Annotated in this window: 19 protein-coding genes and 1 riboswitch; of the genes, 12 read left to right on the forward strand and 7 right to left on the reverse strand. The window is 45.3% G+C overall.

Going from position 1 to position 21,308, the window contains the following annotated elements; translation table 11 throughout:
• The 3 genes from AAA938_RS10395 to AAA938_RS10405 are packed head-to-tail and all read left to right on the forward strand — an operon-like array spanning position 1 to position 4,391.
• The gene (locus tag AAA938_RS10395) at positions 1-1,086 is read left to right on the forward strand and encodes a lysylphosphatidylglycerol synthase transmembrane domain-containing protein (RefSeq protein WP_338228663.1); all 1,086 of its coding nucleotides are present in this window, start codon (positions 1-3) and stop codon (positions 1,084-1,086) included.
• Positions 1,087-3,558: a bifunctional UDP-N-acetylmuramoyl-tripeptide:D-alanyl-D-alanine ligase/alanine racemase gene (locus AAA938_RS10400; RefSeq protein ID WP_338228664.1), complete on the forward strand. Its 2,472-nt coding sequence runs from the start codon at positions 1,087-1,089 to the stop codon at positions 3,556-3,558.
• Between the two features lie 23 nt (positions 3,559-3,581).
• The gene (locus tag AAA938_RS10405) at positions 3,582-4,391 is read left to right on the forward strand and encodes an ion transporter (protein WP_338228665.1); all 810 of its coding nucleotides are present in this window, start codon (positions 3,582-3,584) and stop codon (positions 4,389-4,391) included.
• Here the strand turns inward: AAA938_RS10405 and AAA938_RS10410 are convergent.
• Positions 4,388-5,605: a chloride channel protein gene (locus tag AAA938_RS10410; protein ID WP_479370991.1), complete on the reverse strand. Its 1,218-nt coding sequence runs from the start codon at positions 5,603-5,605 to the stop codon at positions 4,388-4,390. The genes AAA938_RS10405 and AAA938_RS10410 overlap by 4 nt on opposite strands.
• 149 nt (positions 5,606-5,754) lie before the next feature.
• On the opposite strand from AAA938_RS10410, the gene AAA938_RS10415 reads away from it, so the two are divergent.
• Complete coding sequence (locus AAA938_RS10415) at positions 5,755-6,645, forward strand: TIGR01777 family oxidoreductase (RefSeq protein ID WP_338228667.1); 891 nt, start codon at positions 5,755-5,757, stop codon at positions 6,643-6,645.
• Positions 6,646-6,718: 73 nt separating this feature from the next.
• Here AAA938_RS10415 and AAA938_RS10420 read toward each other — a convergent pair whose 3' ends face one another.
• The 4 genes from AAA938_RS10420 to AAA938_RS20290 are packed head-to-tail and all read right to left on the reverse strand — an operon-like array spanning position 6,719 to position 7,884.
• A complete protein-coding gene (locus AAA938_RS10420; protein WP_338228668.1) occupies positions 6,719-7,216 on the reverse strand; it encodes a DUF1648 domain-containing protein in 498 nt (165 codons plus the stop codon).
• A 6-nt stretch (positions 7,217-7,222) separates the two neighbouring features.
• Complete coding sequence (locus tag AAA938_RS10425) at positions 7,223-7,390, reverse strand: PLDc N-terminal domain-containing protein (protein WP_338228669.1); 168 nt, start codon at positions 7,388-7,390, stop codon at positions 7,223-7,225.
• A gap of 3 nt (positions 7,391-7,393) precedes the next feature.
• The gene (locus AAA938_RS10430; RefSeq protein WP_338220365.1) at positions 7,394-7,621 is read right to left on the reverse strand and encodes a PLDc N-terminal domain-containing protein; all 228 of its coding nucleotides are present in this window, start codon (positions 7,619-7,621) and stop codon (positions 7,394-7,396) included.
• Positions 7,622-7,623: 2 nt separating this feature from the next.
• Complete coding sequence (locus AAA938_RS20290; protein ID WP_420915738.1) at positions 7,624-7,884, reverse strand: PLDc N-terminal domain-containing protein; 261 nt, start codon at positions 7,882-7,884, stop codon at positions 7,624-7,626.
• Positions 7,885-7,976: 92 nt separating this feature from the next.
• Here AAA938_RS20290 and AAA938_RS10435 point away from each other — a divergent pair, with 92 nt between their 5' ends.
• The 4 genes from AAA938_RS10435 (at position 7,977) to AAA938_RS10450 (ending at position 13,616) form a co-directional block, all read left to right on the forward strand.
• Positions 7,977-10,529: a M14 family metallopeptidase gene (locus AAA938_RS10435; protein ID WP_338228670.1), complete on the forward strand. Its 2,553-nt coding sequence runs from the start codon at positions 7,977-7,979 to the stop codon at positions 10,527-10,529.
• Positions 10,530-10,607: 78 nt separating this feature from the next.
• Positions 10,608-11,720 carry an amidohydrolase family protein gene (locus tag AAA938_RS10440; RefSeq protein WP_338228671.1) on the forward strand — a complete coding sequence of 371 codons (1,113 nt, stop codon included), beginning with the start codon at positions 10,608-10,610 and terminating at the stop codon, positions 11,718-11,720.
• Positions 11,721-11,948: 228 nt separating this feature from the next.
• On the forward strand, positions 11,949-13,016 hold the full coding sequence (locus AAA938_RS10445) for a Fic family protein (RefSeq protein WP_338228672.1): 1,068 nt from the start codon (positions 11,949-11,951) through the stop codon (positions 13,014-13,016).
• A 195-nt stretch (positions 13,017-13,211) separates the two neighbouring features.
• Positions 13,212-13,616, forward strand: a complete 405-nt coding sequence (locus tag AAA938_RS10450) for a hypothetical protein (RefSeq protein WP_338228673.1) — start codon at positions 13,212-13,214, stop codon at positions 13,614-13,616.
• 78 nt (positions 13,617-13,694) lie between these two features.
• On the opposite strand, the gene AAA938_RS10455 is transcribed toward AAA938_RS10450, so the two are convergent.
• Positions 13,695-16,082, reverse strand: coding sequence for a TonB-dependent receptor (locus AAA938_RS10455; RefSeq protein ID WP_338228674.1), 2,388 nt, complete (start codon positions 16,080-16,082; stop codon positions 13,695-13,697).
• A 143-nt stretch (positions 16,083-16,225) separates the two neighbouring features.
• Positions 16,226-16,322: riboswitch (TPP riboswitch) on the reverse strand.
• 92 nt (positions 16,323-16,414) lie between these two features.
• Here AAA938_RS10455 and AAA938_RS10460 point away from each other — a divergent pair.
• From AAA938_RS10460 to AAA938_RS10475, 4 genes are all read left to right on the forward strand, one after another.
• A complete protein-coding gene (locus AAA938_RS10460; protein ID WP_338228675.1) occupies positions 16,415-17,260 on the forward strand; it encodes a fumarylacetoacetate hydrolase family protein in 846 nt (281 codons plus the stop codon).
• Positions 17,257-17,973: a DUF4919 domain-containing protein gene (locus tag AAA938_RS10465; RefSeq protein WP_338228676.1), complete on the forward strand. Its 717-nt coding sequence runs from the start codon at positions 17,257-17,259 to the stop codon at positions 17,971-17,973. Before AAA938_RS10460 ends, AAA938_RS10465 begins: the two co-directional genes overlap by 4 nt.
• A gap of 21 nt (positions 17,974-17,994) precedes the next feature.
• Positions 17,995-18,426, forward strand: a complete 432-nt coding sequence (locus AAA938_RS10470; RefSeq protein WP_338228677.1) for a secondary thiamine-phosphate synthase enzyme YjbQ — start codon at positions 17,995-17,997, stop codon at positions 18,424-18,426.
• An 85-nt stretch (positions 18,427-18,511) separates the two neighbouring features.
• Positions 18,512-20,728, forward strand: coding sequence for a DUF5916 domain-containing protein (locus tag AAA938_RS10475; RefSeq protein ID WP_338228678.1), 2,217 nt, complete (start codon positions 18,512-18,514; stop codon positions 20,726-20,728).
• A 1-nt stretch (position 20,729) separates the two neighbouring features.
• Here the strand turns inward: AAA938_RS10475 and AAA938_RS10480 are convergent, their stop codons facing one another.
• Positions 20,730-21,278 carry a TlpA family protein disulfide reductase gene (locus tag AAA938_RS10480; protein WP_338228679.1) on the reverse strand — a complete coding sequence of 183 codons (549 nt, stop codon included), beginning with the start codon at positions 21,276-21,278 and terminating at the stop codon, positions 20,730-20,732.
• Between the last annotated feature and the right edge of the window lie 30 nt (positions 21,279-21,308).

Below are 21,308 nucleotides of genomic sequence, written 5' to 3' on the forward strand. Positions count from 1 at the left end.
ATGAAGCTGGATAACAAGAAAATCTTTCAAACGCTCAATCCAAACAAGGTTTGGGTTCCAGTCCTGATCGGACTAGGAATTGTTTTTGCCATGTTTTACATGGATCCCAGCGTCAATGCTTCCAATCTCAAGTCGGTTTTCGATGCCTCCTTGCCCTATATCCTTTTGGCTATTCTGGTTATCTTTTTCCGCGATCTTGGCTATGTGTATCGAATCCGGGAGATTACTGACCGACATCTCACCTGGACACGGGCGATCTATGTAATTATCCTTTGGGAATTCGCTTCGGCCGTCACACCCTCAGTAGTAGGGGGTACAGCTGTGGCAATTTTTATCTTGAACAAGGAAGGGATCAAAATGGGAAAAGCCATCGCCTATGTGATGGTAACCGCAATATTGGACAATCTCTTTTTTGTGATTGGAGCCCCGATTATTCTCTATTTGGCTCAGGGAAATATTTTCCCAGAAAGCAAACTTCTGGAATCTCAGCTGGGGGACAGCCTTCAGGCAATTTTCTGGCTGAGTTATGGCCTTTATGCCGGATACAGCTTGGTCATGGCAGCAGCCCTTTTCTATAAGCCAAGGGTCTTCAAATGGGTATTGATTAAGATTTTCTCTATCCGGTTCCTTCGCAAGTGGAAACATGATGCTCAGGAATACGGCAATCAAATCATTGAAGCTTCTCGCCAACTTGCCGGAAAGACTTACAAATATTGGTTGCCAATCATCGGGATTACCATATTTATCTGGTCCTCAAGATACCTTATGCTCAATGCATTGATTGGGGCATTTGTGGAGCTGGACCTTTTGGATCATGTGATAGTTTTTGCCCGGCAGGTGATCATGTGGATCGTAATGATGATCTCTCCGACTCCCGGTAGCAGCGGGACAGCAGAGTTTTTCTTCGGGCAGTTTTTCAGTCAGTTTTTGGGGGGTTACACTTTCGTAACCAGTATCTTATGGAGGCTTTTGTCCTATTACCCATATTTGATTTTGGGAGCCATTTTCCTTCCAAGGTGGGTAAGACAAGTCTTTTTCAAAAAGAAAAACAAAGTCCAAGACCAAGAAGAAGAGGAGGAGGAATAGATGATCCAAGCTCTGAAAGCAGAAGAAGTTCTAAAAATCACCGGAGGGAAACTACTGGGAGTCTCAGATGGGTCTGCGCTTAGCCAAATCAGTATTGACTCGAGGCAAATTCTCCAGCCGTCCCATACTCTTTTTGTTGCGCTGAGAGGAGCTAAGGCAGATGGAGCAAATTATATTCCCACGCTTATCCAACAGGGAGTAAGACACTTTTTAGTGCATGAGGACTATGCTCCTTCTAAGGAAATCCTTCATCAGGCAGCCTTCCTTCAGGTAAAAGACACCAAGGTTGCTCTTCAGCAACTGGCTGCTCATCAACGTTCCCTTTTCACGGCACCTGTATTGAGCATCACCGGAAGTAACGGCAAAACCATTACCAAAGAGTGGCTTGGACAGCTATTGAGTCAGCAATTCAGCGTAGCCAAAAGCCCAAAAAGCTACAATTCTCAAGTGGGTGTACCTCTGTCCATTTTTGGAATTCAGCCCTATCACCAAGTGGCTATCTTGGAGGCTGGAATTTCCAAATCCGGAGAAATGAGCCCCTTGGAAAAAATCATACGTCCGGATTTGGGAATTTTCACCAACATTGGAAGTGCACATGAAGAAGGCTTTTCCAGCCTACAGGAGAAAATCCGGGAAAAGCTTATCCTCTTTAAAGACGCCAAGTTTTTGATTTACTGCCGGGACCAAGAGCTGCTCTGTCAGGAGATAGAAAAAGAAGTGGACCCATCCAAATTGATCTCCTGGTCTAAGGAAAAAGCCGCTGATTTCAGAATTTCCTACAAAATAGGGGAAAGCAAAACTCGAGTTATACTGGTCAAAGAGGACCTTAGCACATTTACCTTTCAGGTTCCATTTACCGATCATGCCTCCTTGGAAAATGCCACTCATGCCCTAGTGGCTGCATTGACTTTGGCAGAAGACCCCAAATCCATTCAGCAGGGTTTGGATCAACTGCGCCAAGTGGATATGAGACTCACCCTAAAGCCCGGTATCAATGAGTGCCTGCTGATCGATGACACCTACAACAATGATCTGGCAGGATTGAAAGTGGCTTTGGAATTCATGAGTCAGCAGCGACCCAAGCGGCAAAAAGTGCTGATTCTTTCCGATCTTCTGCAGCAAGGCTCACCTGAAAAAATCTACGCGGAGGTCGCCGACCTCATCCGTTCATACCATATTGACAGAATATTGGCTGTGGGGCAAGAAATCAAAAGACTGAGTGAGACCTTTCCGAATCAAACGGAATGGTATCCAACTACCGAAAATCTGATCGAGTCACTTCAGATTTCTTCTTTTCAAAATGACCTGATTTTGGTCACAGGAGCCCGGGACTTTGCCTTGGAGAGAATAGTGAATCGTCTTCAGCAAAGGATTCATGGTACGACCTTGGAAATCAACCTCAATGCACTGACACACAACTTCAATTTCTACAAAAGACAGCTCAAGCCTGGAACCCGTGTCATGGTAATGGTAAAGGCCTTTGCCTACGGAGGCGGAGCCACAGAAATTGCCAATCACCTGCAGACCTTAGGTGCCGACTATCTTGCCGTCGCATTTACCGATGAGGGAGTCACGCTCAGAAATCAGGGAATTCGACTTCCCATCATGGTATTAAATCCTGTCGAGGAGTCATTTGAACTGCTTCGGGAATATCAGCTCGAGCCGGTAGTATTCAGCCCTGTTTTTTTCAAAAAATTGGGAATCTACGCTTCCAATCATAATATCCAAATTCCCATTCATTTGGATCTGGATACAGGAATGCATCGCTTGGGATTTGAAATCAAGCATATTCCTGAACTCAAAAATCTGATCGAGAGCTATCCCGAACTCCGGATAGCAAGTCTGTATACCCATCTGGTAGGAGCGGATGAGGAGGTTCACCATGAATTTTCCTTAAAGCAGCTCGATCAGTTCATGGAAATGAAGAAAGAGATAGAATCTGCTTTGACCTACCGCCCACTGATCCATGCCCTCAATTCAGCAGGAATCATACGCTATCCGGATTATCAAATGGATATGGTTAGACTGGGAATCGGGCTTTATGGGGTAGAAGTCACCGGAAAGCACCATCATGAGCTCAAGGCAGTCAGCACACTAAAAACAACCATCTCCCAAATCAAAACTCTCGCCCCGGGTTCTACCGTGGGATATTCAAGACGGGGCCAACTTCCTGAGGGAGGCACCATCGCTACCCTTGCCATCGGCTATGCAGATGGATTTGACAGGAGATTCTCCATGGGCAAAGGCTATGTATTAATCAGAGGCGAAAAGGCTCCGGTGATCGGAAATGTGTGCATGGATATGACCATGGTGGATATTTCCCAAATCCCTGAGGTCAGAGAAGGGGAGCAGGCTATTATTTATGGAGAAGGAATCCCCTTGAGGGACCTTGCCGACCGAATCGGAACTATTCCCTATGAATTGCTGACCAATATCAGCTCCCGGGTGAAGCGGGTTTATTATTTGGATTAGCATCTTTTTTCCTAAATTCCCTCATGTATCTGAACAAAAAACGTCTCGCCCACATCGTATTTGATTCAGATGACCGGGCATCCAAACTCTTCGATATTGTGCTTTTGGTACTGATTTTCGGATCGGTTACTGTCGCTATTTTGGATTCCGTTGGTTCCCTTCACGACGAATACGGGGAGTTATTTTATGTGCTGGAATTGGCCTTTACTTTTCTTTTCACCATTGAGTATGGGCTTCGAGTCTGGCTTACGAGCAAGACATTCAAGTATGTCACAAGCTTCTATGGATTGGTGGATTTATTGGCCATTCTTCCTGTTTACCTCAGCTTTTTTGTAGCCAATACACAACTCCTGTCGGTGGTTCGGGCCCTTCGTTTATTGAGAATAGTCCGGGTTTTGAAATTGGGAAGATATCTGGCGGAGGCCGATTTTATCGGGGATGCTCTACGGGCAAGTGCTGCCAAAATCCAGATGTTTCTTTTTTCGGTCCTGACCATCGTCCTGATTATGGGGACTTTGATGTTTGTCATCGAAGGACCGGAGCATGGATTTACCAGTATTCCGGTATCCATGTATTGGGCCATAGTGACTTTGACCACAGTTGGGTTTGGAGATATTACGCCTTCTACCCCATTAGGCCAGTTTGCCGCTTCTTTGATCATGCTTTTGGGCTATGCAATCATTGCTGTGCCCACTGGAATAGTCACCTCTGAGATGGCCAATCGAAAAAGAAAGAGTCATTATGAAAAATTGAAAACCTGCACCCATTGCGGGTTTGATGCCTTAGAGCCAGAGGATAATTATTGCCGAATCTGCGGGGAAAAGAAAATCTAAACTCTCCAAAAGTATTTTTTACTTAGATCCTGAGCGGAATAAATCCCTCCTTTCCCGCTGATCAAATAGGCCATCAGGCATGCCAAGCCCAGAAAAATCCCTGCCTCGTATCCAAATAGCTCCATACCCATCACCGTACAGGCCATTGGCGTATTGGTGGCACCGGAAAAAACTCCCACAAAACCACATCCGGCCAACAAAGCCAAAGGGAGAGGTATCCAGACTGAAAGTGCATTACCCAATGTTGCCCCAGTGAAAAACAGCGGCGTGACTTCACCTCCTTTAAATCCGGACCCCAAAGTCAATCCGGTCAAACCGATTTTTGCCAAAAAATCATACCAGGGCAAAGGTGTCTCAAATGCCTCTAAAATTCTCGGAATCCCCAAACCGATGTAGGCATAGGCATCAGTCAAATATACCAAGCCTGCCACCAATACTCCCCCCACCAAAGGACGGAGAGGAGGATAGGAAATGGCCTTATTGAACGCCGCTCCAACCCAATGCCCAGTTTCTGCAAAGAGCCTTCCTGCCAGCCCAAAGGCGATCCCGGCAACAAGTATCCACGAAAGATTGATTGGCGAATGAGAAGGCACCTCAGGAATAGAATAGGATGTATGTCCTACCCCCCAGGCCCACTCACAAATGACGTGGGCAACCCAGGCTGACCACAGGGCCGGAAAAACCGATCGAGGTCTGAATCTGCCAGAAAGCATCCACTCTAATGAAAATATAGCACCTGCCCAGGGAGTTCCAAACACAGAGGCAAAACCTCCCGCCACTCCGCAAATCAGGAGGATTCTTCGGTCCTCCGCATTCAAGGGGATCCATTTTTGGATTTGGTCTGCCAGAGACCCGCCCATTTGCACGGCGGTACCTTCTCGGCCGGCAGACCCTCCAAAGAGGTGGGTGAAAACTGTTCCAAAAAGAACCAAAAAGGTCATCCGCAGAGGGATAGGATTTTTGGTTTGGTAAAGCTCCTCCAAAAGAAGATTGTTCCCTTTGATGGAATTGGCCCCATAATGGTAATAAACATACCCGATACCGAATCCAGCCAAGGGCAACAAAGCCAAAAGCCATAGGTTTGCTTCACGGGTTTCAGTAGCCCAATCCAGCAAAACCAAAAAAATGGCTGAAGCTGAACCGGATAAAATGCCTACAAGCAAACCAAATCCCAACCATTGGAGTAGATATCGAACCAAAATCAAGAAGTAGATTGTAACTAGCGAAGAACAAAGAAAAGAATCGACTCAGAGATTTGGAATTAAATGACAATTATTAATCGCTCAAAACTGATCGGGAAAGTGTCGCGAATCCGTACATTTCAACCAATCCTTGGGTTTTGGGTTAAATAAAAAAATCAAGTATGAATCACATTCTCATTACTGGAGGTTCAGGCCTAGTTGGTCAGCAAATCACCCGGCTTTTGGAAAAAAAGGGCTATCAAGTGGCTTGGTTGAGCCGGTCTGCCCAAGGGCAAAAGAGTTTTTTGTGGGATGTGGAAAAAGGAAAAATCGATCCGGAAGCCCTGGAATGGGCGGATGCTGTAATCCACCTAGCCGGGGCTGGAGTAGCCGAAAAGCGCTGGACTCCGGAGCGGAAAAAACTGATTCTGGAATCCAGAACCCAAAGCACACAGCTGCTTTATTCTGCCATTGAAAAGGCAGATAACAAACCAAGCACATTTATTTCTGCCTCGGCGGTTGGCTATTATGGATTTAATACCGGGACAAAATTGGTAGATGAAAATAGTCCCGCCGGAGATGACTTCCTGGCCGAAGTAGTCATTGCTTGGGAGAATGAAGTCAAGAAAATGGAAAGTCTCCACCTGCGCACCGTCCTCCTGAGAATCGGGATTGTACTCGATGCCGAAGGGGGGGCTTTAGGAGAAATGCTTAAACCACCGGTGGCAGCCCCCTTGGGTTCGGGAGACCAATGGATGAGTTGGATTCACATTGAGGACTTGGCCAGAATGTTTGTTTTTGCTTTGGAAAAAACCACCCTTCAGGGGGTTTATAATGCAGTCAGTCCCAATCCTGCTACCAATCAGCAATTGACCCAAGAGGCGGCTTCCGCCAAAGGAAAGCCCTACTTGGGAATTGGGGTGCCGGGTTTTGCACTCAAATTGGTTTTGGGAGAAATGGCCGCCATGGTCTTGGGAGGTAATCGTGTGTCTTCGCAGAAAATCCAAAAGGCAGGATTCCAGTTTGAGTTTTTCGAGCTTTCGGCAGCTTTGAGGGATATTTTTCACGGGTAAATTATCCCTTTTTCCACAAGGCCCTTGTCTTAAAGCATGGGTCTGAAGCTTTTAGGGATATTTATATTCAGCCTTATTTATTCTTAAAAGCAAGAAAAATATATCCGCCCAAAATCCCTATAAGGCCTCCGCCCAACAGTACCGGGAAGAAAAATCCAAGCCTCATTGAGTTTTCAAATCCTGCCTGAATTTTTTTATAAACGAGAATGGAGGAGACTATAAGGATCAACAAACTTAGCCAACTCAACATTCTTGAGACAAGTCGATACTGCAGTTCTGCATTTTCGGGAGTGATTTCCACTGGGATATTCAGCACATGAGGGATACTTCTGAAAATACCCAAAAGCAAATAAAGGAAAACTCCCATGCCGGGAAGAATCCAAAGGCCATTTTTTGAACCGTATCCGTCCGGTTCTCCCTGAAGATTGAAATGAATGGGAATCGTATCCGGAATTTCCCAAAAATAAAGCAGGGGGTAAATGAGCAAAAATGCCAGAGTAATCCCATTCAGGATTTCCAAAACCCAATCCAGGGTTTTTCTCTCCAGTTTCAAAACAGGCCTATCCACCATGTGGGATTACATCCGTTTATTCCTCCCGATTGCAAACCAGAGAACCGTCCCAAGTAAGGGAAGCAAAAGGACGATCAAAATCCAAATCAGCTTATCATTTGAATTGGCAAATCGACTGGTCACCACATCGTAAATGGTGAAGCCGTAGACAAGAAATCCGAGTATTTTTAGCATAGCTTAGGCAAATTTTTTGGTTCCCGGACCCAATACCAAATAGGCAATCGGGCCAAAGCCTTGGGCAAAAAGAAGGATCACCACCCAAATCAATTTCATGTTTTGGTCTTTAAAATCAGACCGAATGACATCAATCAGGCAATACACCCAAAGAATAAAGTAGATCAGGGAAATCAGGAGAATTCCGATCAAAAAAAATCCTCCCATATTTTGTATAAAGGCTAATTCCATGCTTAATCTTTTGATGAATTGGAAATTTTTGAAAAATCAGGTTTAAATGTTCGTTTCACTTTGGTACTTCTGCTCATACTTAGGTAGAGGAATGCCCCGATGATCTGAGCAAAAAGGATCAGCAAAATCCAAATCAACTTTTGATTGGGACCACGAAAGTCATTCCTTAGGCAATCAATCAGTGCATACACCCAAAATCCAAGATAAATCAGGGCAGAAAGTTGCCAAAATATCAATCCATGAGAAGGCACAATCAAATCCATGTCGTTTGTTCTATTATTTTTACCACCCGTCTAAAATAGCTTTTTTTGATCAAACTAGTTAAGAATTTAGTCAATTGATAAAATTTCACTCCATGAAAAAGTTCACCCTATCGGTGCTTTTAGCCCTGATCACTACACTCACATTCGCTCAGGATCTGAGTTATTATCTTCCAAAAGGCTATACCTATAATCCGGCCATTCCTACTCCCAAGCAGGTCTTGGGCTATGAGGTGGGGGAGTGGCATGTGACCCATGACCAGCTGGTCATGTACATGAAAGCCGTGGCAGAAGCCTCAGACCGAGTTATCTTCGAGGAAACAGGCCGCTCTTACGAAAAGCGCCCTCAGACCTTATTGACCATCACCTCTCCAGCCAACCTAGCCAAACTCGACCAAATCAAAGCCGAAAGGGCAAAGCTTCGAGAACCGGGAGCTTCTGTAGATATCCAAAATATGCCTGCGGTGATGTTTATGGGCTATTCTGTCCATGGAAACGAACCTAGCGGGGCCAATGCCTCCCTTTTGGCAGCTTATCATTTTGCGGCAGCCAATGAAATCGCCTCTGAGCTGGAAAATATCGTCCTTCTCCTGGATCCGGCTATCAATCCTGACGGGTTGAACCGATTTGCTTCTTGGGTCAATTCTCACAAAGCCTACCATCTCAACGGGGACCCTGCAGGCCGGGAATACAATGAGGCTTGGCCAAGAGGCAGAACCAATCACTATTGGTTTGATCTCAACCGAGACTGGCTACCCGTGCAGCACCCGGAATCCAGAAATCGGGTTCGTGTTTTCCAAAGCTGGCTTCCCAATATCCACTTGGATTTTCACGAGATGGGAACCAACAGCACCTTCTTCTTCCAGCCAGGAGTGCCATCCCGTGTTCACCCATTGACTCCGAAAAAGAATTTTGAACTGACAGAGAAAATCGGAACCTACCATGCCAAAGCCCTGGACCAAATCGGTTCACTATACTACAATCAGGAGAACTACGATGACTTCTACTACGGCAAAGGTTCGACCTACCCGGATGTGCAAGGCTCGATAGGAATTTTGTTTGAGCAGGCTAGCTCCAGGGGTCACCTACAGGAAAGTGCAAACGGATTGCTGAGCTTTCCTTTTACCATCCGAAATCAGTTCACTGCCAACCTTTCTTCCTATCAGGCCGCCAAAGAGATGCGGATAGAGCTCAATCAATGGATGAAGGATTTCTACACGGAGATCAAGAATGAAACCACGGCCGATGTAAACAAGGCCTATATTTTCGGAACCGAGTCAGATGATGCGCGAAGCTTCCATTTAGCAGACTTGATCCTTCAGCATGATATTGAAGTCTTCTCTCTCAATGAGGATGTAACGATCAACGGGCAGGAGTTTAAAAAAGAAAACTCCTATATCGTGCCAGCAGATCAGCCTCAATATCGCCTGATCAAAGCCATGTTTGAAACTCGGACTACCTTCGAGGACAGCCTGTTTTATGACATCTCTGCTTGGACTTATCCTATGGCTTTTGGGCTGGATTATATGGCTTTGAACAGCAAAATTCTAAATCTTGCCAATGTCAGTCCGGTCGATAAGGAATCCTTTACTCTTCCGGAAGGACAGGTTATCGGTCAGCCGGGTGCGTATCAGTATGCCATGGAATGGACGGACTATTATGCTCCAAAAGCGGCATATCAGCTGATGAAGTCTGGATTTCTTGTTCGGGTGTCCAATACTGAGTTTTCCACAGCAGAAGGGAAGACTTTTGGCCGGGGCACACTCCTGATTGGTAAAGGGGAATCCGGATTGGATGACCTTGCTTTCTATGGCAGGCTGCAGGAAATCGCCAAAATGTCCACCGTGGATATTCATGCCCTTACGACCGGCTATACATCCGGTGCCAACTTGGGCTCCACTTTCATGACTCCTTTGGATGCTCCCAAAATCGCCCTTTTGGTCGATGGAGGAGTGGATAGCTACGAAGCGGGTGAAATTTGGCACTTGCTCGATCAGCGAATGAATATGCCGATCACCTTACTTCCTCTAGATGCTGTTTCTGGTGCGAATCTGTCCCGATACAATGTGATTATCATGGCCGATGGAAACTATGGAAGGCTTGGTGGTTCAGGTGCCAATGCGATTAAATCTTGGGTGAATGCCGGAAATACGCTGATCGCAAAAGGGGGCGCTGTCCGCTGGTTGATTCAAAATGAAATCGGAAACTTTGCCCAGAGAATGGTGGATAACTCAGAAAAAGGCTTGCAGAAAAACTATGCAGACTACGATAATGCTACCGGTGCCAAAGGTACTTTCGGCGCTATCTTCAAAGCCAACCTGGATATCACCCACCCAATCGGCTATGGCTATCAGGAAAAAGAAATCCACACATTCAGAAACGATAATTTCTTCCTCGAGCCTTCCTCCAATCCATACGCCAACCCCTTAGTTTACACCCAAAACCCATTGGCATCCGGCTACCTCCACCCAAGCAACCTGCCGGGTTTGCAGCAGAGCGCGGTAATTCGAGTTTCTGCCGTGGGCAGAGGTAGGGTCATTGGTTTTGCCGATAACATGAACTTCCGCGCATTTTGGTTTGGCACCAATAAGTTGTTTATGAATGCCATTTATTTTGGACAGGTCATTGATAGCGGTACTGCCCGATAAAACTGGAAATCCTGATCCTAAGGGTCAGGATTTCTTTTTGCTATCCCTTGTTTCCCATAAAACTTAACACTCTACCCCATGAATAAAAGCCTAAACCTTCTGATTCTTTTTCTATTGGGAATTACTTCTGTTTTTGCCCAAGAAATGAGCTTTGAGGAATACAATCCACCCTCAACTCTCAAAGTGCCCCAAAATCCGGTTCAACGAGCCAAATTCCCCTTTGTGGATATCCACAGCCATCAGGGAGGAATCAATGAGGCGAAAATCGATCAGCTGGTCAGCGAAATGGAAGAGCTGAACATGGGCGTATTGGTCAACCTGAGCGGAAGAGGTTTTGGAAGAGGCGACAGCAATACCCAGCAAGAATACATCCGCAGCATGATCAAGGAGTTTAATACCCATGCTCCGGGAAGGTTTATGGTTTTCACCAACCTGAATTTTGCAGGATTTGGGGATGAAAACTGGAGCCGAATCGCCGTCAAAGAACTGGAAGAAGACGTGGCTGCAGGTGCTGTAGGCCTTAAGATTTACAAAAGTCTGGGGCTGAACTCCAAAGACATCAATGGCAACCGGATTCCGGTAGACCATCCGGATTTGGACCCAGTTTGGGCCAAGGCAGGAGAATTGGGAATTCCCGTTTTGATCCATTCGGCTGACCCGGCACCTTTTTGGCAGCCCATGGATGCCAACAATGAGCGTTGGCTGGAGCTAAAGCTCAATCCCAACCGAAAGCGCTCGGCTACCGATCCGGTACCTTTTGAGCAGATTATCGCAGAGCAGCATCATGTCTTTGCGAAGCATCCCGGTACCACCTTTATCAATGCCCACATGGGCTGGATGGCCAATGATTTGGATGCTGCCGGGGCGCATTTGGAGAAATATCCCAATGTCAACTTTGGTATCGGAGCGGTGATTGCGGAGTTTGGAAGACAGCCGAGAAGAGCCAAGGAGTTTTTCATCCAATACCAGGACCGATTGCTTTTCGGCAAAGACGCCTACAATCCCGAGGAGTTCCACACCTATTTTCGGGTTTTGGAAACCGAGGACGAATATTTCCCCTACTACAAAAAGTACCATGCCTTTTGGGCCATGTATGGATTGGGACTTCCGGATGAAGTGCTGAAGAAAGTTTATTACAAAAATGCGCTGCGAATCGTGCCGGGGATGGATAAAACCCTATTCCCCGACTAATTACGGATAGTCAATAAATACAACATGAGCCACAATTGCACAAAGAGTAAACGCTTAGTGCGATTGTGGCTTTTTTCTTAAATGTTAAGTTACTTAACATACCCCCTTTACTCTGTAAAGAAATTCAAAAAATCTTTACATAAGGTGCCAGATATGTAAAGCAAACCCTTGTTTTCTTATCATAAGAAATTAACTTTGTAAAGAAAATCGCAAAATCTTTACAAAGTAATGGTCTGGAAGCTAATCCCTTTACCCTATGCCGAGGATTTGGAAACCAAATCCATCCTCAAGCAACTGCCCGCGGCCCATGCGGCTTTGGCAGAGTTGAAGGGAATTATCCATTCTATTCCCAATCAAATCATCTTGCTCAATACCCTGGGAATCCAAGAGGCGAAGGATAGCTCAAGGATCGAAAACATCATCACCACACATGATGATCTTTACAAGGCCAACCTGGAATTTGAAGTCAATACTTCTCCGGAAGTCAAAGAAGTCCAAAACTACGTGGCGGCCATGAAGCGGGGATTTGAGTTGGTCCAAAATCAGAGATTACTCACCAATCAGACGATTCTCAAGATTCAAGAGACATTGGAAGGGAACAATGCCGGGTTCAGAAAACTTCCGGGAACGGCACTGAAAAATGCCCAAACCGGGGACACCGTCTACCTTCCCCCACAAGACCCCACAGAAATTCTTGACCTGATGGCTAATCTGGAGCAGTTTATCAACGATCCCAAAATGAGTGATTATGATCCACTGGTAAAAATGGCGATTATTCATTTTCAGTTTGAAAGTATCCACCCTTTCTATGATGGAAATGGGCGTACAGGAAGGATTTTGAATATCCTTTACCTAGTCTTGGTAGGGCTTCAAAAACTTCCTATCCTCTACCTGAGTAGCCATATGATCCGAAACAAGTCGGACTACTATCGGCTGCTGCAAGGAGTTCGAGAAAATGGGGACTGGGAAAGTTGGATCAGCTACATGATTCGTGGAGTGGAAAATACCGCAAAAGAGACCCTTCAGCTCATCGAAGAACTCAAAGTCCTGATGGCTGAAATGAAAAACCTGCTTAGAGCTAATTATAAATTCTATTCCCAGGAATTGCTCAACAATCTCTTTGCGCATCCCTATACCAAGATCGAATTCATAGTTCGTGATCTCGGAGTATCACGCATCACTGCAGCTAATTATCTTAATCAACTGGCTGCAGATGGAGTCCTTCGAAAAGAAAGGCTGGGGACGGGGAATTATTACGTAAATGAAAAGTTGTTTGCCTTGTTGAGTAGCAGGTAAAATGAATAGCTCACAGATGACACAGAAGAACACAGATCATATTTATTTGTGTGATCTCTGAGAATATTCTTACTCTTGGCAGCAAAGAAATCTTATTTTCCATTTTGAATTAATCTTTTGCGACTCTTTCATCACCATACTCTCCACAAAAACTCCGGCTATCGGCTTGCAGGAACTGTGTTAATCTTAATGGGGATGGCTGTTTGGATTACTCCTTTCTTTTTGGAGGTAGATACCCCTATTTCCAAAATACTTTGGGTAGGAGGAATCCCTTTGCTGTTGGGATTGGGATTGATTTCTACATTCTCCGGCACCTTGATTGATTTTGAAAAGAAAAAGATCAAAAGATATCAAAGCATTTTTTGGGTAAAAACCGGCAAGTGGGAACCTCTTCCCGGGATAGAAAACACAGAATTGATCCATTATACCTATCAGCACCGCAACCTCCCCAATGGAATCAGTCCTACGGTCTCGGCAGAGATTACTACTTACAAATGTGTCCTGAAACTGGAAGGAAACAAGCTGCTGGTTTTCGACTATGCCAAAGAGAAAGATGCGATACTTGCTTTGGAACAAATCCAGAAAGGGCTTCAAAGGTAATTAGCTCACAGATAACTCGGATTCCCACAGATCCTTTTCATCTGTGTTCATCTGAGCTATCTGTGAGATGTAAATCCTTTAAAACTTCATTCGCAATCCCAGCAGAAAATTTGTCCCTGCTTGTGGATAATAGAAATTCTCTGTGATCAATTCTCTTCCGGTTTCTCCCGGCACAAAGTAGCTGAAGGTATACCCATTCGGTTCGTAGAGCTCATTGAAGATGTTGTTTATCAACAAATTGACCTCCAGACCTTTGAAGAACCTTGGCGTAGCCGAATAGCTGATTCGCAAATCATTGGTGAAGAAAGCATCCAAAGACCTCGCTTCATTCGAAGTATTGTCCAAAAACTGCCGCCCTACATACTTGCTTAGCCAATTGAGTGAAAGATTTTTGCTCGGCTTGAATTCGATGATCGCCGAACCCACCACATTCGGAGAGAAGGCGATGTCCGTATTGGAATAGGTGAAGGCTTCCTGCTGAAATTCCTCCACACTATAGTCGTCAATGTATTCGGTGAACTCACGAATTTTATTTTGGCTGAACGCGATATTTCCTCCCAATGTCCAGGCTGGAGAGAGTGCATAGGCCCCATCCAACTCAATACCGGCCCGGTAAGAAGAAGCTACATTTTCCCGGATATATGCCCCAACATCGTTGATTTGGCCGGTAAGGATCAACTGATCCCGATAGCCCATGTAGTAGAAATTGGCATTGTAAGTGAAATTTCCGGTTTTGGCTCGCACTCCTGCCTCGATATTGTTCAGACGCTCTGGTCTCGGGATTTCTGTGATCGGATTGTCAATGAAATCCGAGCGGGTAGGTTCCCGGTTGGCTACGGCGAAGCTGGCATACCAGGTTTGAGGACCTTTTTCGTAGGAAAATCCAAACTTGGGATTAAAGAAAGTATAGGACTCTTGTCCATCGACGACTCGCTGATCGTCATTCACTCCAAAGAAGGAATAATCAATCCCTCTCACCTGAAGGTCGCCAAAGAGGTTGAGTCCGGGTTTGATTTCAAAAGTCGCCTTGGAATAAATATTCCGGTCATCTTTTACCGCATTGTTGTCGTAGTACCGATCCCGGATAGCTGTGTTTCCAGCCACTCGGGCCCAGATGATTTCCCCAAAATGATCCCCATCGTAGCGATTGGTTCCTCCTCCGATGATCAAGTCCAGTCTGCCGTCGTCAGAAATGTAATTTGCTGAACCTACGAATCCATAGAAATCATTGTCTAACCAACGTCTTCGAATGATATCGGTGCTTTCAATCAACTCATTTCCAATCTGAACCGGAGGCAATCCATAATTCTCAAATTCATCATCCTCCCGATACTGCTCGAAATACCCTCTTCCGTAAGTATAATGCAGGGCAAAATTGGTTTTCCAGTTGGAGCCCAGCGTGCCGGTATAAAGAAGCTGATAATGATCCTGCTGATAATTGTCCGTTTCGTTGTCGTAGGTGTAGAAATTATAGGTTCGGTCGTTTTCCAGTTTAGATTCGGGCAGACCGTACCAGCTTTGGTAGGTTTGTTCCCTTCCGGAAAAAGCAATCAGCTTGATCACACTTTTTTCCCCGTAATATCCTCCGGATACAAACCAGCTGCTCAGGTCAGAAAAAGCCCGGTCAACATACCCGTCCGAGGTGATTTTGGAAAGTCGGGCATCTACTGCAAATCGATTGTTCAGCAATCCTGTCCCTGCTTTTACTGTATTTCTCCAGGTGTTGAAAGTGCCAAAGCCATTGTCCAGTTCGGCATAAGCTTCATCCCTTCGGGTGTCGGTCTGGAAGTTAAGACTTGCCCCGAAAGTCGCCGCCCCATTGGTCGAGGTTCCTACCCCGCGCTGAATCTGTAAAGTTTCCACCGAGGAGGCAAAATCAGGCATATTCACCCAAAATACCCCATGAGATTCGGCATCGTTGAGCGGAATACCATTGATGGTGGCATTGATTCTCGTCTGATCAGTCCCACGGATTCTCAGCCCGGTATAGCCCACTCCGGCCCCGGCATCCGAGTGAGAGACGACTGAAGGCGTGAAATTGAGCAGAATGGGAATATCCTGACCCAGATTTCTTTTGGCTATCTCTGCCTTATCCACTGTGGTGAACGTGGTCGGGGTATTTTCGGAAGCTCGGGTGGCAGATACGATGAATTCTTCTGTAAGAAAATCCTTGGGCTCCAGTCGGATTTCCAAGACATCTGCTGTAGGCAGGTTGGCACTCTCTCTGCGGGTCTCATATCCTAAAAAAGAAACCCGGATTTCCACACTTCCAGAAGGCAATTTACTCAGGACAAACAGGCCGTCCTGATCGGTTACAGCTCCTCTTCCTGCATTTTCAGCCCAAACTGATGCACCTACCAAGGGCAGGTTGGATTGGGCGTCCACTACTTTTCCCTTGAGGCTATTTTGTGCCCAAAGGACTGAACTGACCAAGCAAAGAGCGAGGCCAAAGATGAATTTTTTCATGATACTAATTCCCTTTCGGGAGGTTGAGTGAAACATGGGAAAACCTAGGGGAGGTCTCCGTTAATTGTTTTACCCGACAGCAAAGTATTCATGCCAACACTGACCCCAAAGGGTACCACTTTGGTATCTAGTTTCGAAATGTTTACTCTGCTTTCTCATTTCCCTTCGCCGGCATTACCCGGATCAGGTCGTATGGGTATGATCTCAGCCCGTTGTATTAAGGCACCCCTTATGATCTGGGAACAAAGGTAAGCGTGAAAAGTTTTTTTCCAAGGCCTTTCCTTCTATCCCTTTTTCCTAAATTCAAAGCCAAACCTCAAACCCAAGACCTAATGCGACTTTACAAATTGACCTCAGGTACTCTTTTGGAGACCGAATCTGAATTCTTACTGGGCCCCGAACTCGATTGGGATCAGCTACTTGGAAGAGAGCATTTACCCAGGCTTCTGAAATCTGAGGCTGCCCATTGGGAAAAAATCACGCAAGATGAAGCCGAGCAGCTAAAGGCAGAGGGGCTTTTGGCACCCATGGGAAATCAGGAAATCTGGGCTGCAGGGGTCACCTATTACCGAAGCCGGACTGCCAGAATGGAAGAATCCAAGGATGCCGGAGGGGCGGACTTCTATGACAAGGTGTATGGAGCAGATCGGCCTGAGCTTTTCTTCAAAGCCACGGCAAGCCGGGTCTCCAACCCGGGAGAAAAGGTAAATATCCGGAAAGACTCTTCTTGGGATGTACCCGAGCCGGAGTTGACTTTATTAATTTCCCCTTCGGGAAAAGTGCAGGGCTTCACCGTGGGCAACGATATGAGCAGTCGAAGTATAGAAGGTGAAAACCCGCTCTATTTGCCTCAGGCCAAAGTTTATCAGGGATGTGCTTCCGTTGGTCCCTGCATTTTGCTACAGGAAGAAATGCTTCCTGACACCACTGCCATCCGATTGGAGATTCTCAGAAATGGAAATCCGGCTGCTTCAGGAGAAACCACCTTGGCACAAATGAAGCGAAAACCGCAGGAATTGGCAGATTGGCTATTTCGAGCCAACACCTTTCCGATTGGCTGTCTGATGATGACGGGGACAGGGATTGTGCCGGATGATTTCACCCTTCAGGCAGGAGATGTGGTCAAAATCAGCATAGATGGAATTGGGACCTTGGAAAATCCGGTGGGAAAAATATGAAACTAAAAAATCTGCTTTTCTTGCTATGGTTTATTTCCATTGGTCTATCTTCTCCTCTCCTGGCCCAAAACTTCAGTTACGAGCAGGAATTTGAGGAATATCTTAGTCGGTCTGAGGACCCCCAAAGCGAGTTTTTTTATGAGAACCTTCTGCTGAGATTCAATCAAGGCGATACCACACTAAACAGCCGGGATATCCTTCATCTATTAATTGGCTTTACCCAAAAGGAGGAATTCAAACCTTACGAATATTTTCGAAAAGAGAGGGATATCTATTCTTTGGTGGAAGATAACCAATATGAGAAAGCCTTAAATGCTGCTGATTCTCTTTTGGCAAAGGTTCCGGTCAGTCAACAAACCATTTTGAGCAAAGCGGCCGCCTTGTATTACCTAGAGATGAAGGATGAGTCTGGATTGGAAATCTGGAAGTTCAACAAAATCATGGAAGCTATGGCTTGGTCAGGAGACGGCACAAGTCCGGAAACTGCATTTTTTGCTTTGGGTCCAGCTGACGGACAAAATTTCATTCAGCTTTTCCTGGGGCAATCAATAGGAACTATGGGTTCAGGCAGTGATAAATATGGCAACTTTGTGGACATCCTGGAAATGGTTTTTATCGATGAAACTGGGCAGCAGAAAGCAGCGCCGGTTTATTTCCAAATCGAGCACGCTTCCAAAACCTTGGAAGAAATGTTGAAAGGAATTGATAACTAAGAATTCTATTTTGATTTTGCCATGTCTGTTTTCTTGCAAACTCAACTCAAACTACCGGCCTATCCACAAGGCTATCATTTGATCACCGAACAGGTGGAGCAGGCGCTGCCGGAAATGCGACGAATCAAGATGGGATTTCTCCAAGTATTTCTTCAGCATACCTCTGCCGGGCTATGCATCAATGAAAACGCAGACCCAACGGTCCGCAAAGACTTTCAAACCTTTGTAAACGAGCTCATTCCGGAAACTTATCCACGGTTTATCCACAATTACGAGGGTGCAGATGATATGCCTGCGCACATAAAAAGCGCATTTTTCGGAACAAGCGTACAAATCCCCATTTCCGGTGGAAAACTTGCCTTAGGGATTTGGCAGGGGATATATCTCTGCGAATTCAGAAGAAATGGAGGTTCAAGGAATTTAGTTTTGACGGCTTTCGGAATGGAAAAATAATCTTCCGCCTACCTATACTGCCATTGATCAAAATATTGAATCAAAACTCCCAGCAGAAAGTAATTTTGGAGACCATCATCCGTTTATGAAGTTTCCTTTTCACCTATTAATCCTAGTTTTCTTTATCACTATTCCATCTTTTGGCCAATCCACTGCCAATTTGGACCCGAATGCCTTTGCTTTTTTTCTAAAGGAACCTATTCAACTTGATGGGATGCTGGATGAGGAGATTTGGACTGACGAGGAAGGTTGGAATACGGGCTTTATGCAATATTTCCCCTCGGATACCTCTCTCGCAGATGCTCAGACCAAAATCAAGGTGGCTTTTGATGCCAATAACATCTACATCGCAGCCATCATGGAGAATACCGGTCCCCGAAAATATGTGTCTACCTCCCTCCGCAGAGATTACAGGGGTGAGCAAAATGACGGGATTAGCTTTGTTTTTGACACCTTCAATGACAAAACCAATGCATTCCAATTTGGAGTCAATCCCTATGGAGTCCAAAGAGAGGCACTTTTGGCAAATGGAGGAGCGCGGTCAGAAGATCTTAATCTAGCTTGGGACAATAAATGGTATGCCGAAGCCAAAATCATGGAAAATCATTGGCAGGTGGAAGTGATTATCCCTTTTTCCACGCTGAGATTCAATGACGGCGCCCAAAACTGGAATGTCAACTTCTACCGGATCGATAGTCATAAAGGGGAAAGAAGTTCTTGGTCTCCTATTCCCAGAAATTTCCCCATCATTTCCACTGCCTTCAGCAGAAAGCTGATTTTTGAAAAAGCTCTGGAGAAATCTTCGGCAAATATTTCCATTATTCCCTATGTAGCGGGGAGAACTTCCAAAAACTTTCTGGAAGGAACTCAGGAAGAACTAACCCCTACAGCAGGAGGAGATGCCAAAATAGGCATCGGGCCTGCACTGAATCTCGACTTGACTTTCAATCCCGACTTTTCTCAGGTAGAAGTAGATGAGCAAGTGACCAATCTGGACCGATTTGAGATTTTTTTCCCGGAAAGAAGGCAGTTTTTCCTGGAAAATGCAGACCTCTTTGACAGCTTTGGGCAGCCCCGTTCTCGCCCGTTTTTTTCTAGAAGGATTGGAGTAGACATTGATTCGGCCACCGGGCAAAATGTGCAAAGCAAAATCCTCTATGGAGCGCGACTAAGTGGAAAAGTAACCGATGATTGGCGTGTGGGGCTGATGAATATGCAGACTGCTACTGATGAGGATGCAGGGATTGCCGGGAAAAATTTCAGCGTCTTGGCCGTACAACGAAAAGTCTGGACACGAAGTAATATCGGGTTGATATTTGTTGACCGTGAGTCCCTTTCTGTGGATGAATTTCAACAGCTTTTTGATCCCAATGCCTACAACAGACTCTTGGGCATGGACTTCAACCTGGCTTCAGCAGATAATAGATGGACTGGAAAAGTATTCTATCACCGAACTTTTGAAGCAGGAGAAACTGAGAGTCCCTACTCCTTCAATGCTTATGTTCTGTATTCCGATTTGCACTGGAATTGGAGTTTCAGCTATCAGGACGTGGGCAAGGAATTCAATCCTGAGGTGGGTTTTGTCCCAAGAAAAGACTATAAGCGTCTCAATCCGGATGTAAGCTATCTGTTTTACCCCAACTCCAGACTGATCAACCGACATGGTCCTACTTTAGAGTTTGAGGGATTCTGGAATGAAACCTTAGGAACTACTGACAGAGACATCAATTTGGGTTATGAAGTTAGGTTTAACTCTCTTTCGAGACTGGAATTGAGCTTGAGGAATCGATATATCTACCTATTCAATGATTTCGACCCTACCCGAACAGGGGGAGAAGCTCTTCCTGCAGGTTCGGATTATCAATTCAGAAACCTTCTTGTAGAGTATAGAAGCAACCCTAGAAAAACATTCAATTTGGTAGCTACCGGTGAGTTTGGACAATATTTTACAGGAAATATTCAGCGAATTACCAGTCAAATGGGGGTCCGAATGGGCTACATTGCCAATATTTCCATGAATTTCAATTATGCCCGAATCCGCCTGCCCGAGCCACAAAATGATGCGGATTTGATTTTGGTGGGGCCAAGAATTGATTTGACATTTACTAAAAATCTGTTTTGGACGACCTTCATCCAGTACAACAATCAGATCGACAACCTGAATATCAACACCCGACTACAGTGGAGATACGCGCCGGTTTCGGATTTCTTCTTGGTATATACCGACAATTACTTCCCGGGGGACTTTATGCCCAAGCAGCGATCCTTGGTGCTGAAGCTGAATTATTGGTTGAATTTGTAAGTCAAAGACTTATCTCCCGTTGGATTTTTTTGGAAAGGGAACTCCCCTTTTTATATCCTGACCAAATTGACTTGACCTTACCTTCAGGATCGATTAACACGTAAGAAGGCCAAATTTTTATATCAAAAAGTGATGAGGACAGACCATTTGGATCCCAAACATTGGTCCAAGTGATCTGGCTTTTATGATCAGATTGACTTTCTAACCAAATCTTTTTGGTTTGATCTTTCCAAAGACTGACAACCTGAATTTGATCTCCCATCTCATCATGAAATTTTCTTAACTCGGGAATGGCTAAAAAGCAATAGGGACATCCGGTGTAGGAGAATTCGAGTAAGGTATATTTGCCTTTTTGTTCACTTAATTGGAACATTTCGCCCGACTTACTTTCAAGAGAAAAATCTGGTGCTGGTTCTCCAATTTTGGCACGGGTAGATTCATTTAAGGTTAGATAAGTCCCAATTTCTCCATGGTACCACGAGTCTGAAGGGATTAAATTCAAGGCACTCCTTAATTCCTCATCAGTAAAATCTAATTTAAACTTGATCAATTTTTCCTGACCCAGTTCATTTTCAAGTTG

The sequence above is a fragment of the Algoriphagus taiwanensis genome (assembly GCF_036245645.1).
GTDB lineage: Bacteria > Bacteroidota > Bacteroidia > Cytophagales > Cyclobacteriaceae > Algoriphagus > Algoriphagus taiwanensis.

Bases quoted from the DNA above. Each gene is read 5' to 3' on its own strand.
- AAA938_RS10455 (WP_338228674.1), bottom strand. From the start codon at position 16,082: ATGAAAAAATTCATCTTTGGCCTCGCTCTTTGCTTGGTCAGTTCAGTC.
- AAA938_RS10430 (WP_338220365.1), bottom strand. From the start codon at position 7,621: ATGGAATTAGCCTTTATACAAAATATGGGAGGATTTTTTTTGATCGGA.
- AAA938_RS10460 (WP_338228675.1), top strand. From the start codon at position 16,415: ATGCGACTTTACAAATTGACCTCAGGTACTCTTTTGGAGACCGAATCT.
- AAA938_RS10420 (WP_338228668.1), bottom strand. From the start codon at position 7,216: ATGGTGGATAGGCCTGTTTTGAAACTGGAGAGAAAAACCCTGGATTGG.
- AAA938_RS10395 (WP_338228663.1), top strand. From the start codon at position 1: ATGAAGCTGGATAACAAGAAAATCTTTCAAACGCTCAATCCAAACAAG.
- AAA938_RS10475 (WP_338228678.1), top strand. From the start codon at position 18,512: ATGAAGTTTCCTTTTCACCTATTAATCCTAGTTTTCTTTATCACTATT.
- AAA938_RS10415 (WP_338228667.1), top strand. From the start codon at position 5,755: ATGAATCACATTCTCATTACTGGAGGTTCAGGCCTAGTTGGTCAGCAA.
- AAA938_RS10400 (WP_338228664.1), top strand. From the start codon at position 1,087: ATGATCCAAGCTCTGAAAGCAGAAGAAGTTCTAAAAATCACCGGAGGG.
- AAA938_RS10435 (WP_338228670.1), top strand. From the start codon at position 7,977: ATGAAAAAGTTCACCCTATCGGTGCTTTTAGCCCTGATCACTACACTC.
- AAA938_RS10470 (WP_338228677.1), top strand. From the start codon at position 17,995: ATGTCTGTTTTCTTGCAAACTCAACTCAAACTACCGGCCTATCCACAA.
- AAA938_RS10465 (WP_338228676.1), top strand. From the start codon at position 17,257: ATGAAACTAAAAAATCTGCTTTTCTTGCTATGGTTTATTTCCATTGGT.
- AAA938_RS10445 (WP_338228672.1), top strand. From the start codon at position 11,949: ATGGTCTGGAAGCTAATCCCTTTACCCTATGCCGAGGATTTGGAAACC.
- AAA938_RS10450 (WP_338228673.1), top strand. From the start codon at position 13,212: ATGGCTGTTTGGATTACTCCTTTCTTTTTGGAGGTAGATACCCCTATT.
- AAA938_RS10440 (WP_338228671.1), top strand. From the start codon at position 10,608: ATGAATAAAAGCCTAAACCTTCTGATTCTTTTTCTATTGGGAATTACT.
- AAA938_RS10425 (WP_338228669.1), bottom strand. From the start codon at position 7,390: ATGCTAAAAATACTCGGATTTCTTGTCTACGGCTTCACCATTTACGAT.
- AAA938_RS10405 (WP_338228665.1), top strand. From the start codon at position 3,582: ATGTATCTGAACAAAAAACGTCTCGCCCACATCGTATTTGATTCAGAT.
- AAA938_RS20290 (WP_420915738.1), bottom strand. From the start codon at position 7,884: ATGGATTTGATTGTGCCTTCTCATGGATTGATATTTTGGCAACTTTCT.